General features: G+C 69.9%; 17 protein-coding genes. 2 read left to right on the top strand and 15 right to left on the bottom strand.

Annotation, left to right across the window (positions count from 1 at the left end):
* The first annotated feature begins 191 nt into the window (after window positions 1–191).
* Window positions 192–539 carry a hypothetical protein gene (locus AB0L89_RS23065; RefSeq protein WP_365143804.1) on the top strand — a complete coding sequence of 116 codons (348 nt, stop codon included), beginning with the start codon at window positions 192–194 and terminating at the stop codon, window positions 537–539.
* Window positions 540–582: 43 nt separating this feature from the next.
* Here the strand turns inward: AB0L89_RS23065 and AB0L89_RS23060 are convergent, their stop codons facing one another.
* The 15 genes from AB0L89_RS23060 to AB0L89_RS22990 form a co-directional block, all read right to left on the bottom strand.
* Window positions 583–1,308 carry a hypothetical protein gene (locus AB0L89_RS23060; protein WP_365143801.1) on the bottom strand — a complete coding sequence of 242 codons (726 nt, stop codon included), beginning with the start codon at window positions 1,306–1,308 and terminating at the stop codon, window positions 583–585.
* Window positions 1,309–1,386: 78 nt separating this feature from the next.
* Entirely contained in the window at window positions 1,387–2,076 is a 690-nt protein-coding gene (locus tag AB0L89_RS23055; protein ID WP_365143798.1) for a hypothetical protein, read from the bottom strand.
* Window positions 2,077–2,102: 26 nt separating this feature from the next.
* A complete protein-coding gene (locus tag AB0L89_RS23050; protein WP_365143795.1) occupies window positions 2,103–3,467 on the bottom strand; it encodes a putative T7SS-secreted protein in 1,365 nt (454 codons plus the stop codon).
* Window positions 3,464–3,793 carry a hypothetical protein gene (locus AB0L89_RS23045; protein WP_365143792.1) on the bottom strand — a complete coding sequence of 110 codons (330 nt, stop codon included), beginning with the start codon at window positions 3,791–3,793 and terminating at the stop codon, window positions 3,464–3,466. Before AB0L89_RS23045 ends, AB0L89_RS23050 begins: the two co-directional genes overlap by 4 nt.
* Window positions 3,794–3,839: 46 nt before the next feature.
* The gene (locus tag AB0L89_RS23040) at window positions 3,840–4,943 is read right to left on the bottom strand and encodes a hypothetical protein (RefSeq protein ID WP_365143789.1); all 1,104 of its coding nucleotides are present in this window, start codon (window positions 4,941–4,943) and stop codon (window positions 3,840–3,842) included.
* Window positions 4,940–5,491 (bottom strand): hypothetical protein, encoded by a 552-nt coding sequence (locus AB0L89_RS23035; protein ID WP_365143786.1) that lies wholly within the window; start codon window positions 5,489–5,491, stop codon window positions 4,940–4,942. The genes AB0L89_RS23040 and AB0L89_RS23035 overlap by 4 nt, the downstream gene beginning before the upstream one ends.
* A 534-nt stretch (window positions 5,492–6,025) precedes the next feature.
* Entirely contained in the window at window positions 6,026–6,499 is a 474-nt protein-coding gene (locus AB0L89_RS23030; RefSeq protein WP_365143783.1) for a pilus assembly protein TadG-related protein, read from the bottom strand.
* Window positions 6,496–6,933 (bottom strand): TadE/TadG family type IV pilus assembly protein, encoded by a 438-nt coding sequence (locus tag AB0L89_RS23025; protein WP_365144275.1) that lies wholly within the window; start codon window positions 6,931–6,933, stop codon window positions 6,496–6,498. Before AB0L89_RS23025 ends, AB0L89_RS23030 begins: the two co-directional genes overlap by 4 nt.
* A gap of 119 nt (window positions 6,934–7,052) precedes the next feature.
* Window positions 7,053–7,487 carry a TadE family protein gene (locus tag AB0L89_RS23020; RefSeq protein ID WP_365143780.1) on the bottom strand — a complete coding sequence of 145 codons (435 nt, stop codon included), beginning with the start codon at window positions 7,485–7,487 and terminating at the stop codon, window positions 7,053–7,055.
* A gap of 102 nt (window positions 7,488–7,589) precedes the next feature.
* Complete coding sequence (locus tag AB0L89_RS23015; protein ID WP_055698677.1) at window positions 7,590–7,841, bottom strand: hypothetical protein; 252 nt, start codon at window positions 7,839–7,841, stop codon at window positions 7,590–7,592.
* Window positions 7,842–7,935: 94 nt separating this feature from the next.
* Complete coding sequence (locus tag AB0L89_RS23010; protein WP_365143776.1) at window positions 7,936–8,865, bottom strand: type II secretion system F family protein; 930 nt, start codon at window positions 8,863–8,865, stop codon at window positions 7,936–7,938.
* Window positions 8,862–9,890, bottom strand: coding sequence for a type II secretion system F family protein (locus tag AB0L89_RS23005; RefSeq protein WP_365143773.1), 1,029 nt, complete (start codon window positions 9,888–9,890; stop codon window positions 8,862–8,864). Before AB0L89_RS23005 ends, AB0L89_RS23010 begins: the two co-directional genes overlap by 4 nt.
* A gap of 7 nt (window positions 9,891–9,897) precedes the next feature.
* Entirely contained in the window at window positions 9,898–11,208 is a 1,311-nt protein-coding gene (locus AB0L89_RS23000; RefSeq protein ID WP_365143770.1) for an ATPase, T2SS/T4P/T4SS family, read from the bottom strand.
* Window positions 11,205–12,041, bottom strand: coding sequence for a hypothetical protein (locus AB0L89_RS22995; protein WP_365143767.1), 837 nt, complete (start codon window positions 12,039–12,041; stop codon window positions 11,205–11,207). The genes AB0L89_RS23000 and AB0L89_RS22995 overlap by 4 nt, the downstream gene beginning before the upstream one ends.
* Window positions 12,042–12,058: 17 nt before the next feature.
* Complete coding sequence (locus AB0L89_RS22990; RefSeq protein ID WP_365143765.1) at window positions 12,059–12,772, bottom strand: hypothetical protein; 714 nt, start codon at window positions 12,770–12,772, stop codon at window positions 12,059–12,061.
* A gap of 972 nt (window positions 12,773–13,744) precedes the next feature.
* On the opposite strand from AB0L89_RS22990, the gene AB0L89_RS22985 reads away from it, so the two are divergent.
* Entirely contained in the window at window positions 13,745–14,629 is an 885-nt protein-coding gene (locus AB0L89_RS22985) for a serine protease (RefSeq protein WP_365143762.1), read from the top strand.
* Window positions 14,630–14,651 lie beyond the last annotated feature (22 nt).

Here is a 14,651-nt window from a genome sequence, read left to right as displayed (position 1 = left end):
CGCGGGGCGCATGACCAGACGCGGCGGCACAGCGCTGCCGCCGCCGCGCGTCACAGTTCCGGCACGGAATGCCTCCGGCCACGTAGGGAATGCCCCGATGGCGCACGGAACACCGCTGACACACTGGGAGCAGGGCGCACACTAGGACCGGCGCACACGGCGAACGGCCGTCGGCAGGGGGGAAGACACTCATGGGCAAGGGCAAGAGCGACCTCGCGGTTCCGCTCACCGACCTGGAGGACTACGGCAGCCGGCTGCGCTCCATCAAGGACCGCATGAACCGCACGAAGAAGATCTTCGAGTCCTACCGCGACGACATCGGCGACGGCGGCGTCTACGACTCCCTGGACGACTTCGAGTCCAACTGGGAGGACGGCCGCGAGGACATCGGCCAGCAACTGGACCAACTCGCGGACCTCTCCGACGCGGTCGTACGCGAGTTCAAGAAGCTGGACGACGACCTGGCGAAGAAGGTGAACGACGCGGTGAAGATGAACGAGAAGGGCGGGGGCGGCAAGGGCAAGACCGACGGCAAGTAGCCCGGTCCCCGGGGCGGGTTGCCTGGCTTCCTGGCTTCCTGGGTCAGGCGAGGGGGTCCTCGAAGCTGACGAGGTCGACAACGTTCCGCAGGATGCGGCGGTAGTCGTCACGGCGGTGCACGGCCTGCGTGCTCAAGGTCAGCACGGCGAGACGCCTCCCGTCCGGGTGGGGCAGGTGGGCGTGAACCTGGAGCAGCGGTCCCGCCGACCCGAACCCATGGACGCCGACGGGCGTCAGCACCGCCTCACGGAGACTGACCGGACCGCAGGCGACGCCCTCGACGTACTCGATACGGGCCTCCCCCTCTCCGCCCGACGCGACGGCCCGCGCGGCCGTGACGGAGGGCGGGGCGAGGGCGACGTCCCGCCAGGAGAGGGTGAGAAGGGACAGCAGAGGCTGTCCGGCACGCCCGCCTCCACCGCTGTCACGACCCACGCCATCCATGCCATCCACGCCATCCACGTCGTCGCGATGGAGACCGATGGCGCAGTAGACCGTCCCTGCCTCACAGAGCACCGACAACAACTGCTGCGCGGCACCGACCTGTCCCAGGAACCGCTGCCGGGCGAGCTCGTCGGGCGCCGAGTCCAGAACAGGCGCCAGCGCGGTACGCAACGCGTCCCTCCCGGACGCGTCCGGGACGTTCAGCAGAACGTCCAGCGGTACGACGGTGAAGCCGGCGGGCTCCGCGAACCAGATGTCGGCTTCGGGATCGCGGGCGGAGTCGTCGATGACGAACGACGACGAGGGCGGCGGATCGGTCCGCATGTGGCGATGTCCCCTACGTACGAGGCGGATACGGCGACGGGCAGCTGACGGCTGACGGCTGACGGCTGACGGCTCGATTCAGCGGGGCGGTGACTGGGGGTGCGCGGGCTCGGGAACGCGGGCGCCTGCGCGGCGGGCGCGGTCGAGGGCGACGGGGTCGGCGTTCCAGTCGACCGTGGGAACCCGGGTGTCCCAGCGGGCGGAACGCTGGTAGAGGAAGTGCAGCCGTCGCGGGGCATTGCCACCCCGCCCCGGGGCGGCGACCACCGCATAGAAGCGGGGGTCACCGGCGAACCACAGGGGTTCGATCTGCCCCTTGAGCTCCGGCTTGGTCTTGTTCGTACCAAAGCGCCGGACCCACCACAGGACTCGCATGTTGGCCAGGAAAAGAAGGGGAACCCCCTCTTCCGGCTTGTCCGGGTTGGGAATCTCGTACCAGAGCTCGTCCTCGTCCGCGCGCGGGTGCTTGGTCCTACCGCGCGGGACGTCGTGGAGCAGTTGCCACGGGTACTGCTGGAGCACGCGCTTGATGTTGATCGACCATGGGAAGTAGCCGATTTGCAGCACGGCGCGGTAGGTCGCGTACAACATCAACGGAATGAAGAGCACGAAATACACCGGCGACAGGAAAGAGACCGGCACCGCCAGGCACGCAATCCACACCACGCCCCAGCCAACCAATCTGCAGGGGATCGTGACCATGTGCAGAATCCAGGCGCGCCGCGTCGGCGAATGATCCCACGCGACTCGAACTTCAGTTGGGTGCATGCGAATCAATCCCTCTGAGCGAGAACCTACCGGCCAAAGACGTGCCGCGCGATATCCACGATTCCACCACCATCGACGCCGAGCCGTGCACCATCGATACCCGCCACAGCGCCTCCCTTGATTCCGTCGTCATCGGCATCGGCCATCTTCATCCCAAGACCCGTAGCTGCTGTGGCTGCACCCAATGAAGTCGAGGTGACCTGCACCGTCTTGATGACTGGTTCGGCGCGCGCCCCACGAATCGTCGATGCGAGCAGGGCGTTCTCCAGACTGGAGACGGACTTGGCCCCGTCCATGATCTCGCCCCCGAATCGGGCGAACTTCTGGCCGACCGTCACCGCTTCCCCCATGCCGCGCACCGCAGCAGCCCCGCCCCTGGCCACTGCTCCCAGCCCGGGAACGGCCCCGAGTGCGTCCCCGCCCACCGTGACCAGGTTGCTCCAGAAGTCCTGGTCAAGCTCGCCCTTGGTGAACCCGTCCTTCAGGGACGCCCATACGTCCGGATCCTGGGTGACGCGCAGTGCCAACGCCCCCGCACTCAACGCCGCCGCAGCCAGCAAAAGCACCGCCGCCGCCGTCCCGCCCGACACCACGAACAGCGCCACCAGGCCGACCACCGCCGCGACCGTGCTGAGGATGTCGGGAAGGTTCTCCTTGACCCAGTCCAGTGCCGACTCGAACCAGCCCGGCTCGTGCGGGGCGAGCTCGTCCGTGGCGTCACGGATCTTCGTGGCTCGCCGGCCCGCCTTCTCCTCGTGCTCGTAGGCGAGCTTCCGCGCCCTGCCGAGGATGCGCTCCAGCTCCGCCTCCGCGTCCTCCACACGGGCGTTGGCCCGCGTCAGCGCCTTCTTCGCGCTGTCGTGGCCCGCCCCCTGCTTCCCGTCCAGGTCCGGATCGTCACCCGCCGTCTCCGCGGCGCCCTTCGCCTTGCGCAGAGCCTCACGCGCGTCCTTCGCGTCCTCGTTCAGCCGTTTGGCACGGGACTGGAGGCCCTCCAACTCGCCTTCCCAACGGGACAGCTGCCGAGCGGCCCTGCCGATCGAATTCGCCGCGTTCTGAAGGTTCTTCGGCAACGGTCCGTCCTGCAACTGCTCCCGATAGGCGACCGCCGCGTCACCCTCCCAGTAGCTGCCGTCCATCAGCTTCGTGACCACTGCGTGGGTGTCGTCGAGGACTTCGGCGCAGCTGACGAGCTTCTTGTGGAGGGCCCTGACCGTGTCGCGATCCCCCGGGACCGGATTGAAACCGAGCGCCGGATAGTCCGGATTCTTGACCTCTCGGCCTGGCTCCGGCAGGACAGGCGGAGACTTCAGCCCTTCGGGGAGATCCGCGTTCCTGCCCGCGGGGGACTTCCCGTACGGGTCACCCTCCAGCCTCGGCGTGACCGTCATTTCCCGCCCCCGCCACGCTTGGACTCAGCCTTCTCCCTGGATTTCCTCATCGCCTCTTCCAAGGCCTTGTCGACCTCGAAGTAGCTTTCCTTGTTCTTGTTGATGATCTTCGCGAGGTCCTCGGTCTGCTCGCCGATCTGTTCCGTCCCGTACTTCCAGTCGTCCTGGAAGTCCTCACAGGCGCTGTCGAGATCATCCGTGCCCAGCCCGGAAACCGTGGCTTCGGACAGAGCCTTGCGCAGGCCCTTCAGCGAATCGTTCGACTTGTTCAACAGCCTCGCGAACCTGTCCAGTTCGGTGCCGTCGACCCTCAGCCTGGCGGCCATGCGGTACGTACGCTCCCTTCACACGGCGATCAGCGGTGGACGGCGATCAACGGTTGACGGACTGGATCTCCTGGACCGTCATGGCACGGGACGTCTCGAACGTGCCGTCCGGCAGGTCACCCCTCGCTCCCCCTGTGCCCCGCCAGGAAATGCCCCAGGTGATGGACGCCTTCAGCTGGTGCGGACGGCCGCCCGTGGCACGCAGATAGCTGATGCCGCACGGCGGCGGTCCCGCCTCGGCCGCGCCCCTGCTGTACGGCGTACCGATGCTGCCGTCCTCGTTGATCCCGCAGTCCCCGGAGGCGGGATGCGTCTCGGCGTCCCCCGTGCCGGGCTCCAGGTGCAGCGCCACCGGGCGGGCCGTCGTCACCGCCCACAGGCCCGTGCCGGGCAGGTCCGCGCGGACCGTGACGTCCCTGAACGTCCCCTTGTCCAGCCACGCCCAGGTCGGCAGGTTCACCGTCGACCGCCCCCGCGGCCGCAGTTCGACCTCGGTGTCCGGGACCTTGATCCTGTCGTACGCGAAGGCCGCGAGGGTCTCCGGCGTGGGGGCGTTCTTGTCCTTGGGCACGGTGCCGGCGTCCTGCCAGAACATGATGCGGCCGCAGTCCCACGCCCTGGAGTCCTGGTACATGCCCTCGCGGACCGTGCTGCGCCAGAACATGCCCTTCTTGCCGAGGTTGTAGTTCTCGTAGCCGTCGGCGCGGGAGTCCCCGGAAGGGTTCAGGTCGACGCCGCTGTCCGCCTCTCCCTTCTCGTAGTGGTCCACCCAGAGGCCGTTGCTCCACCACACGTGCGCGTTGACGAGCCCGCCCTCGCCGGTCGCGACCGCGTCCTTGAGCTGCCGTGGCGTGAAGACCGGCTCGTACCAGCACGCCGGGGGCCGCCAGTCGGGGTCCACAGCGGTGAGCGCGCCCACGGAGGCCTTGGCCGTACGGCCGCCGGGGTAGCTGAGCCTGATCTTCGAGTGGGAGACGGAGGCCATGAGCGAGCGGCCGGAGGCGGCGCCGTGTACGGACTGACCGGGCCTGTGCCCGCCCGTCGACTCCTCCCCTCCCCCGCCGATCGCCAGGGCGGCGGAGGGAAGCGACACGGCGGCCGTCACGAGCAGCCTCAGGACTCCACGAGCGGTGTGTCGGCCGAGACTCACTTGCGGCAGCCCCCTCGTTCCGTCTCCACGGCCGAGGTCTGCCACACGCCGTCGGCGCTCTTGCCCAGCCGCGTGCGGTACTGGACCGTCGGGTCGTCACCTTCCGGGGTTCCTTCGACCTTGCCCGTCCTGTTGTTCCGGGTGAACGCCTTGGCCTCGTCCACGCAGTAGAAGAGGACACCGAAGCCCTCGTTGCTGATGTGGACTTCGGGGTCGAAGACCCGCACGCTCCCCTTGAGGCCGAGGCCCTCGTAGGTCTTCACCCACTGCGGGGCGGACTTGAGGGCCGCACCCGTACTGAAGAACGTCAGCGAACTGTCCTGCGGGCTGCCCGCGATGATGGCGGCGTATCCGGCGCGCAGCCGTTCCTTTCCGTCGTCCAGGATCGACTGGAGCTTCGGGTCGCCGGTCGTCCAGCCCTCGAAGTTCGTCCGAAAGGACTTGGGGAGTGTGATCGTGGGGCGTTTCGCACCCGACTCCGTCGCGGGCGAGGCAGACGGGCTGTCCGTGACGGCCTGCTCCGCTCCCTTGATCTTGTCCGAACCCACGTCACCTCCTCCGGAACCGCAGGCGGACAGCAAAAGCACCGCAGACGTGGTGAGAACGGCCGCGACGAGCCGGGCAGGGCGGTTCACTCGGGTCTCCTGGAGGGTGGGGGCACTCAGGCGAAGGTCACGCCGACCACCATGGTCCAGTCGCACCGGAGCCGTCCCTGCCATGTCCGGCGCGGCAGAACCCCCGCGCCGCAGCCCGGAAGGCCGTCGCGGCCGGGCGCAATCCCGCCTGGCATAGGCGGAAATTCATCATCAATACGTGTGATCAGCCGACGCACACGCCGGTTGCCGCCCCTCCCCCAAGGCGACACCGCCCCACCTCCACCCCACAAAGCCCTTACGTAGCAAGGTGATTCCAGCGATCAGGGAGGGGCAGACCCGATGGACGGGTTGGGGCCGGATGACGCCCGGGAGACAGCCGGATACCGACTGCGGGCCCGGTTCGCCTACGTAGTGACGGCCCCCCCCCATGGAAGCCGGAGTGACGCCCGCCCCGCCGGGGTCGGCGAGGGAGGGCCTCGTCCTGCCTCAGCCGACCTCGTTCTCCGCGGCCGCACGGCCCTTCACGGTGACGTCCCCGCCGTAGAACATGCCCGTGAACACCGGGCTGTAGGTCATCTGGACCTCGACCTCGACCTGCTGCGCGTTCGCCGTCACGCAGTGCGTGTTCGCCACGTCGGAGGCGATGAGACCGGCCTCCTCGACGAAGGCGCGGACCCGGGCGCCGCAGTTCTGGTAGTTGATCGGGGCGCCCTTGGCACCCTCGTAGATGCCCTCGGTGTCGAGATCCTGCGCCGCGTAGCGCGCGGCCTGCTCCGCGATGTCGGCGGCCCGCTCGCGCTTGGAGATGGAGAGGCCGCCGTCGATCACGAACGCGGACAGCGTGAGGAAGACGATCGCGAAAATGATCACGGCTCCGGCGCCCGAGCCCCGGTCGTCGAGGCGTGCGCGGCGGGACGCGATCCAGTCGCGTACGACGGCTTCACAGGAAGGACGCGTCACGCCGACCTCCGGTACGGGTCGAGCGGGGAGCTGAAGCTGGCCTCCAGCGTCGTGGGGATGTCCAGGCCGAGCATCGCGAGTCCCCGGACCTCACAGCTCACTTCCACCGTGAAGAAGGGGTCCACGTCGGGGTCGAAGCCGTCGCTCTTCTGGACGACGGAGACCGGGCCCGAGCAGACGTCCGCGAGATCGGCCCGCGCCGCCTTCCTCGCCTCGGCCATCGCCGTGCCGTGCTCCTTCTGGATCGAGCCCGCGCGTGCCGCGTCCCGGGCCGCGCCGTCGATGGCGCCCCGGCCGTCGACGAGCTGACCGAAGGCCACCAGGACCAGGATGAAGAGGATCATCACGGGGGCGAGGATCACGACCTCGACCGTCGAAAGACCGCGGTCGTCCCGCAGCCCGCGGCCGTCCCGCGCGTCTTGGCCGCCCCGCAGCCCGCGGCCGTCCCGCGCGTCTCGGCCGCCCCGCAGTGCGCGGCCGTCACCGCACCGACCGCGGGCAGCGCTCAGTACCCGTCTGCGGGCTTCGGCCCGCACGTCGCGTACGTTCCGCATCAGCCGCCCTCTTCCACGAACCGCTCCACCGGTCCCGACGACTCCGCGTGCACCGTCAGGTCGAGTCCGGGAAAGACCGTGGGCACGCGTGCCGTGATCTCCACCCCGACGGTGTTCTGCTCCGGCTGGATGGTCTTCACGTTCGGGCCGAGCACCAGCTTCGGGCCGAGCTGGCGGATGTAGGCGTCCGCGACGTCGCCCGCCTCGCCCCGCCAGCCGCCGGGGTTCTCGTCCGCCGTGGCACGGGCCTTGCGCGCGCCCGCCTGGGCCGCGGCCTGGGCGACGTGGTCCGCGAAGAAGTACAGCGCGAACTGCACCGTCGCGAAGATCATGAAGAAGAGCACCGGAGTGAGCAGCACGAACTCGATCGCGGTCATGCCGGATTCGCCGCGGGTGGAGGCGGCCTCCACCCTGCGGCGCACGAATCCACGCATTCTCCGCACCCGAACCCCCGTCGTCCTTCCGATGTCCTCAGCTGCCGGTCAGCGGCGGCCCGTCGGCGGCCGCCGGTCGTCAGTTCTCTCGCGTGCCGCGGATCAGCAGGTGCTGCCTGCGTCGGCGCCCTTGATGCAGTCGCTGACCTTGTCGGCGCCACCCTTGAGCGCCGCGTTGATCACCGCCGCCACCACCCCCACGATCGCCACGACGACCGCCGAGATGATGACCCACTCGACCGCCGAAGCGCCCCGGTCCAGCTCTCCGGAGCGGGCGCGCTGCACGCGGCCCTGAAGGAAGGTGATCATGAAGTCCAGACCGGGGATCCCGGTGCTGAAGTTGCGTCCGTTCATTCCGTCCATGATGAGGTGTCCTCTCAGATTCGGTGGGGGGAAAAGCGCCGGCCCCCGTTGTCGCCGGCGCCCCGTCGTCGTGGGATCGCTGCCGCTAGACCTGGAACACGCGCATCGCCGCCGGGAAGATCAGGAAGACCAGGAACCCCGCGCACAGCAGCAGCTGCGCCACCAGCATCGACTGGGATTTCTCGCCCGCACTGCCCTCGATCTCGGCCAGCTCGCGGTGCCGCATCGTCTCCGCGCGGGAGGCGAGCGACTCGCGCACCTTCGCGCCGTCGTCCGCCACCAGCGCCAGAGACGCCGACAGGTCCTTCAGCTCTTCGACGCCCAGTTCCTCGCCGAGCGAGCCGAGGGCCTGCCACTGGCTGACGCCGGTGATGCGGGCGTCGGCCAGAGCGCTTCGGATACGTTGCGTCGCCCATCCGTCGGAGACTTCCGCCGCCGCCATGAGCGCCTCGGGGAGGCCACGGCCGCCCGCGAGGCTCATCGACACCAGGTCCAGATAGGCGCCGATGACGCGGCGCAGGTCGCGCCGCTTGTCTGCCGCGTCCCTGCGTACTTCCAGGTCCGGCAGGAAGAAGAAGAGCGCGCCGAACATCAGCGCGAGCCACACCGGGATGATCGGGCTCTTGCCGAAGCCGAGCGTCCAGATGACGGCGAAGAGGAACGGGCCGAAGAACACGCCGACCGCGGCCAGCAGCACCTTCGTCGCCAGGAACTTCTCCCAGCTGCGGTCAAGGACCGCGAGGTCGGCCCGCAACGACCGCTGCTCCCAGCCCTGTTGGAGGTAGAACTCCGCGACCCGCTGCCCCACGCGCGAGCGCATGGTGCCGAACCGGCCGGGGCTCTCCGTGTCCGCCGTGGCCCGCTGCGACTCGTACGCCGCGCCGCGCGCCCGCATCGCGTCGATGCGGGCCACCGTGGCGACCGCGCTGCGCTTCGACGGCATCAGGGCGCGTACGAGGGCGAAGATGCCGAGGCCGAGCACCGCGCCGATCACTATCGGCGTCGTCAGGCTCATCGACGTACCCCCTCGGAGGAGTTGGTGTAGCCCGGGACCTGCTGGGTCGCGCCCGGCCGGCCGAACTGCGGCGCCTGGTCCTGGCCGACGGCCGCCTGCTCACCGCCGGCGCCGCGCGGGCGCACGAACTGCACGCCCGGCTCGTCCTTGATCAGGAAGCGGTCCGGCGTCTCCACCGTCGACAGCTTCCGCAGCCACCAGAAGCCCAGCGCGAACAGCGCGCAGACCATGGCGAGCACGAGCTGGCCGACCGCCGTGCCGTACGGCGCGACGAACTCGCGGTTGAAGATGGACAGGCCGAGGACGAACGCGACCGAGACCGCCACGACGATCTGCACCGAGCGGCGGGTCGACGCGCGCTGCGCCATGACGCGCTGGCGCATGTCGACCTCCTCGCGCGCCGACTTGGCGAGCGCGCCGAGGACCTGGCGCAGGCCGGGGCCGCGCAGCTTGGCGTTGAGGATCAGGGCCGCGACGATGATGTCCGCCGAGGCGTCGTCGATCTCGTCGGCGAGGACCTGGAGGGCCTCGGGGAGCGGGGTGCGCGCCCGCAGGCGGTCCACCAGGGCGTCCAGGTGCGGACGGAGCACCGGCGCCGCCGCACGGGCCGACGCGGGGATGGCCTGCTCCAGGCCGACCGCGCCCGCGATGGTGTCGCGGAGGGATTCCGTCCAGGCGGCCAGCGCCTCGACGCGGCGCATCTGCGCGCGCTCCTCCGCCGCGCCGCCGAAGAGCTTGTCCCAGAAGAAGACGAGGATGCCGGCCGCGAGGCCCGCCACCGCCCAGCGGGTCAGGAGCAGCACGACCAGGCCCACGCCGATCGCCGCCGAGCCGCGCCGGCCGACGAAGCGGATCAGTTCGCTCGCGCGCTCGCTCGCCCGGTTCTTCTCGTGCGCGGGCTTGACGGGCAGGCCGCGGATCGCGAGCGCGAGCAGCGCGAGACCGCCGCCCGCGGCGACGCCGCAGCCCAGCGCGTACAGGACGGGCAGCGAGAACAGGCCGCCCATGGAGCCCAGTGAGTTCATGTCGTGCTCACCCCCATTGCCCGGCGGGGCGGTAGCCGAACGCGGCCAGCTCGTCCATGCAGGCGATCGGCGCGTGCGCGACGACACGGCCGTCCGGCGCCTCCGCGAAGACCTCGCTGGACAGTACGCGGCCGTCGACGCCGTTGACCTCGCGGACCGAGGTCACCATGCGCTGGAGCTTGCCGCCGGACTGGTAGTTGTTGCGCCGCTGGATGAAGACGACGAAGTTGACGGCGCCCGCGACGAGCATCTGGCTCGCCTCGATGGGCAGCCGCTCGGAGGCCTGCAGCGCGTACGTCGAGATGCGGTTGAAGACCTCGCTGGAGCTGTTGGCGTGGATCGTGGAGAGCGAGCCGTCGTTGCCCTGGGACATCGCGTTCAGCATCGTCACGATCTCGTCGCCGAGCACCTCACCGACGATGACGCGGGAGGGGTTCATACGCAGGGAGCGGCGGACCAGCTCCGCCATCGAGATCTCGCCCTGGCCCTCGGAGTTGGGCAGGCGCTCCTCGAAGGCGACGACGTTCGGGTGGAGGTCGGCGAAGGTGTCGAGGCCTAGCTCCAGGGCGCGCTCGACGGTCACCAGGCGCTCGTGCGGCGGGATCTCGTTGGCGAGGGCCCGCAGGAGCGTGGTCTTTCCGGCGTTCGTCGCGCCCGCGATCATGATGTTCTTGCGGGCGCGGACCGCGCAGGCCAGGAAGTGGCCGATCTCCGGGGTGAGCGTGCCGTTGCCGACGAGGTCGGACATGAAGACCTTGCCCATGCGGGCGCGGCGGATGGAGAGCGCGGGGCGGCGCGTGACGTCCATGACCGCCGACAGACGCGAGCCGTCGGGCAGGCGCAGGTCGAGCTGCGGGTTCGCCGAGTCGAAGGGGCGCGAGGACAGACCGGAGTAGGCGCCGAGCACCTGGATGAGCTCGACGAGCTCCTCGTCGGTCTCGGCGACGGGGTCGGCCTTGGTCTCGCGGCCGTCGGCGAATCCGACGAAGACCTGGTCGCAGCCGTTGATGTCGATGTTCTCGACCTCGGGGTTGTCGAGCAGCGGCTGGAGCCGCCCGACGCCGAAGAGCGCGGCGTGCACGGCGGCCGCGTACTGCTCCTCGGTCTCCGCGTCGAGCGGGGTGCGCCCGGCGTTGATCTCCGCGCGCGCGTACTCCTCCAGGATCTGCGCGATGACGGCGCGGGCGTAGTGCCGCTCGTCCTCGCCCGACATCGGGGTGACGCCGGAGACCTGGTCGAGACGCCGCTGCTCGGCGATGCGGTCACCGGCGTCCTGCCGGAACCGCTTGACCAGCTGGTGGTCGACGGGCGTGCTCATCGGCCCGCCCCGGGCTGCTGCGCGACCGGGTTGGTCCAGGCGGCGCCATACTGCTGGTAGAGGTCGACGGTGACCTTGCGGGCCGACCGGATCAGCAGCGACTTGTCGAGCCGTCCGCGCTTGCGGCCGGCCAACTGGTCGGCGCCCGCCGGGTCGTCGGCGAGCGTGCCGACGACGCGGGCGCCGGTCTGCGCGGCCGCCAGCATCTCGTTCACCTGGTGGACGAGCTTGGCCGAGGTGGAGGGGTCGGCGATCAGGAGGACGCCGATGAGCGGCTGGGCGAGCGTGGCGGCGCCGCGCGGCCCGCCGTGCAGCTTGGCGGCGAGGGCGGCGGCACGGTCGCGGACGCGCGCGAGGGCCTCGGGCTCGGTGCGCGAGACGAGCAGCACGAGCGCGGCCTGCGGGAACAGTTCGACGGCCGGGGTGTCACCGCTGATGCGTCCGCAGTCGGCGATGACGTCGGCGGGCGCGTGCGGGGAGTCGGCGAGCTGCGAGAAGGCACGGCCGAGGGTGGGCCAGAGCCCGGCGAGCCCGGCGGCCTGCTCGGCCACGCCGAGACCGACGAGAACCTCGAGGCCGCCGCTCAACGGCTGGACGTGGTCCCAGAGTTGGTCGGGCACGAGGCCGCGGCGGGCGGTGGCCGCTATCGACAGCATGCCCGTGTTGGGGTTGAGCGGTCCGCCGTGCGCGGCGGCACTGCGGTAGACCAGGTCGCCGCCCGCGGGGTCGGTCTCGGCCACCAGCACGCGGCGCGGCCAGACGGCGGCGAGCGCGACGGCGGCGGTGGTGACGCCGGGAGACCCCTTGTCGGCGGCGAGAGCGATGAGCGCCATGTCTCTTCTACTCGCCTCTAGTTGCCGGAATCGGAGACACGCGCGACGACGACCTTGCCCTCGGACGCCGCGCTGGCCAGAGCCGCGACCTCCTCCTGCGGGACAAGGAGGGTGATGCTCAGGTTGCCCGTGCTCACGGTGGCGTCGCTCTTGGCGGCGATGGTGTTCACCTTGGCGGAGGCGACCAGCGGCGTACCGGAGGTGCCGCTGCCGGTGCCCTTGCCGGTGGAGGTGCCGGAGACGACGGGGAAGGCGGAGACGGTGTCGCCGGCCTTCAGGTCGGAGGGGTACTGGCCCTCCTTGAGGGAGAGGCCCACGGAGGCCTTTCCGGCGGGCAGCCCGCTCTTGGCGCCGAACATCTCGCCGACGGCGACGACGCCACCGGGGATGGTGCTCTTGGCCTTGAGCTTGGTGAGGGCGCCGCGCTGCTCCCACTTCACGTAGTGGATCGAGGTGTCCTCGGCGACCATCACGGAGGCGATGTTCTCGCCCTCGACGGGCGACTCGCCCGCCGGGATCTCCTTGGTCACCTTCACGACCTCGACGCGGTCACCGGCGCGCAGCACGAGCACGGTGGCGCCGAGCGCGCCGACGAGGATGAGGAGAACGGCCAGCGCGGCCAGTGCCGGTTTGCGCTCGCGAGGCGGCGCGGGAAGGCGCTCACCGACTCCGGGCTGAGCCGGCGCGGCAGAACGGTTGTTGCCCGCCCCCGTACGCTCCTGGATCTTCACGCAACTGCTCCCCGCACGCCCAAGAAGATTCGGTCAATTTCCGTCATCCGTGACACTCGCGATGATCTGTGGCGCTCGCGACTTCTCTCGCTCGCGCGACGTCCCCCGCTCGCCCCGGGCGGGCTATTCAGCCCCGGAGCCAGTGTCAAGTCATCGCACCGTATCAGCAGCACATAAGCCCCTCAAGGCGCGTTAAAGATCGCGAAGCTCACAGCCGCCATCGTTATCCACGCGCAATCCGCGCGCTCTGGTTCCACCCGGTTCCACGGTCATTCCTGGGCCGCAGGAGTTCACGTGCGTGTGCGTACGCGAAGATCGACGCTTTGCACAACGGGCGGCGCGGGGCCCGGTGACAGAGCCCCCACCAACCTCACACACGGCCCTCGCCGGGCCACACCGTGATCCATCGGCGAGAAGGGGGACGCCGGAAGGGGTGGCCCCGGTTCCCGCCTGCTACACCTCGGGGCGGGGACCGACCGAAGAGATTCGGCCGCGTTTCGGGCATCCGCACGGAAAGGTCGCGGCTTCTCCGCAGGATCCACGCAACCCTGAGGGGTGAATGCGGGGGCGAAGTGGGGCACGGCGAGGCGGTATCGACGTTTTGGGCGAATTGCACGTGATGCCGGAACTGTCGCCACCGGTACGGGAGTTGCCGCGCCGCAGCCTGTCACGGCGGAGCCACGGACGCACCCACCGCAATGAACCCACCCGCCCCATTCCCCCTCTCACATTCCGCGCGAAGGTTCGCGAGGAATGACGGGAAGACGAATTGGTTGAACACCTGACCAATTCACGGGCTGACCACCCGAGTTGCTGTCCGACCGCCACTCTGGTCCGGACCTTTCGCACGCACAACTGCCCTGCACCGCAGCGCGCTGCACCGCACCGCAACGCACCACCCCGCAACGCACCGAGATGCAGAGCGAATTCAAGTACCGCAATTCCTGTCGTACGAAAGAGAATCCACCCCCCATGAGAACTTCCGCACGCAAGACCAAGAAGTCCGTGTCCACGTCCGTGGCCGCAGGGCTCGCCGCGACCGGCGCCGCCCTGGCGATGGTCGCCACCTCCGCGCCCGCCGCGCACGCGATCATCGGCGGCACCGAAGTCTCCAACGACGCCTACCCGTTCATGACGGCACTCCTGGACAAGGGTCCGGGCAGCGCGCTCGACCGCCAGTTCTGCGGCGGCAGCCTGGTCACGCCGGACACCATCGCGACGGCGGCGCACTGCCTGGTCGACGAGGCGGGCAAGCCGGTCAAGCCGAAGACGCTGCAGGTCGCGGTGGGCCGCACGGTCCTCTCGTCCAAGCAGGGCCAGATACGCAACATCGCCAAGGGCGGCGTCCTCGTGCACCCGCGCTACCTCAAGGGCCAGGAGGCGTACGACGTCGCGTTCCTCCAGCTGGAGAAGCCGGTGCGCGGCATCTCCCCCGTGGCGCTCCCCACGCAGGGCACCGACGCGCTGATCCGCCCGGGCCAGAAGGCGACGGTCGCGGGCTGGGGCAACACGGACACGGAACTGCCCCACACCCCGGACCGCCTGCGCCAGGTGAAGGTCCCGATCCTCTCCCACGCGGAGTGCAGGACGAGCTACAAGGAGTACGACTCCAAGGTCAACTTCTGCGCCGGCGTGGAGACCAAGGACTCCTGCCAGGGCGACAGCGGCGGCCCGATCTTCCGCAAGGTCCCCGGCCGCCAGGCCCCGATCCTGGTCGGCGTCGTCTCGTACGGCGACGGCTGCGGCGCGCAGGGCGCCCCCGGCGTCTACACGTCCCTGAGCTCGGACAAGCTGTGGAAGACGCTGGGTGACTCGGCGTCGGCGAAGAAGGTGAAGAGGGGGCTGAACCGGCGCTGAGGTGCGCAGGGCCCGGAGCACG

The sequence above is a fragment of the Streptomyces sp. NPDC052114 genome (assembly GCF_040680155.1).
Lineage (GTDB): Bacteria > Actinomycetota > Actinomycetes > Streptomycetales > Streptomycetaceae > Streptomyces.
The sequence above is the reverse complement of the archived record's forward strand: the minus strand, read 5'-3'. Positions and strand labels throughout refer to the sequence as shown.

Bases quoted from the DNA above. Each gene is read 5' to 3' on its own strand.
- AB0L89_RS23055 (WP_365143798.1), bottom strand. From the start codon at position 2,076: ATGCACCCAACTGAAGTTCGAGTCGCGTGGGATCATTCGCCGACGCGG.
- AB0L89_RS23020 (WP_365143780.1), bottom strand. From the start codon at position 7,487: ATGCGTGGATTCGTGCGCCGCAGGGTGGAGGCCGCCTCCACCCGCGGC.
- AB0L89_RS23060 (WP_365143801.1), bottom strand. From the start codon at position 1,308: ATGCGGACCGATCCGCCGCCCTCGTCGTCGTTCGTCATCGACGACTCC.
- AB0L89_RS23050 (WP_365143795.1), bottom strand. From the start codon at position 3,467: ATGACGGTCACGCCGAGGCTGGAGGGTGACCCGTACGGGAAGTCCCCC.
- AB0L89_RS23000 (WP_365143770.1), bottom strand. From the start codon at position 11,208: ATGAGCACGCCCGTCGACCACCAGCTGGTCAAGCGGTTCCGGCAGGAC.
- AB0L89_RS22985 (WP_365143762.1), top strand. From the start codon at position 13,745: ATGAGAACTTCCGCACGCAAGACCAAGAAGTCCGTGTCCACGTCCGTG.
- AB0L89_RS23065 (WP_365143804.1), top strand. From the start codon at position 192: ATGGGCAAGGGCAAGAGCGACCTCGCGGTTCCGCTCACCGACCTGGAG.
- AB0L89_RS23015 (WP_055698677.1), bottom strand. From the start codon at position 7,841: ATGAACGGACGCAACTTCAGCACCGGGATCCCCGGTCTGGACTTCATG.
- AB0L89_RS23045 (WP_365143792.1), bottom strand. From the start codon at position 3,793: ATGGCCGCCAGGCTGAGGGTCGACGGCACCGAACTGGACAGGTTCGCG.
- AB0L89_RS23010 (WP_365143776.1), bottom strand. From the start codon at position 8,865: ATGAGCCTGACGACGCCGATAGTGATCGGCGCGGTGCTCGGCCTCGGC.
- AB0L89_RS23005 (WP_365143773.1), bottom strand. From the start codon at position 9,890: ATGAACTCACTGGGCTCCATGGGCGGCCTGTTCTCGCTGCCCGTCCTG.
- AB0L89_RS22995 (WP_365143767.1), bottom strand. From the start codon at position 12,041: ATGGCGCTCATCGCTCTCGCCGCCGACAAGGGGTCTCCCGGCGTCACC.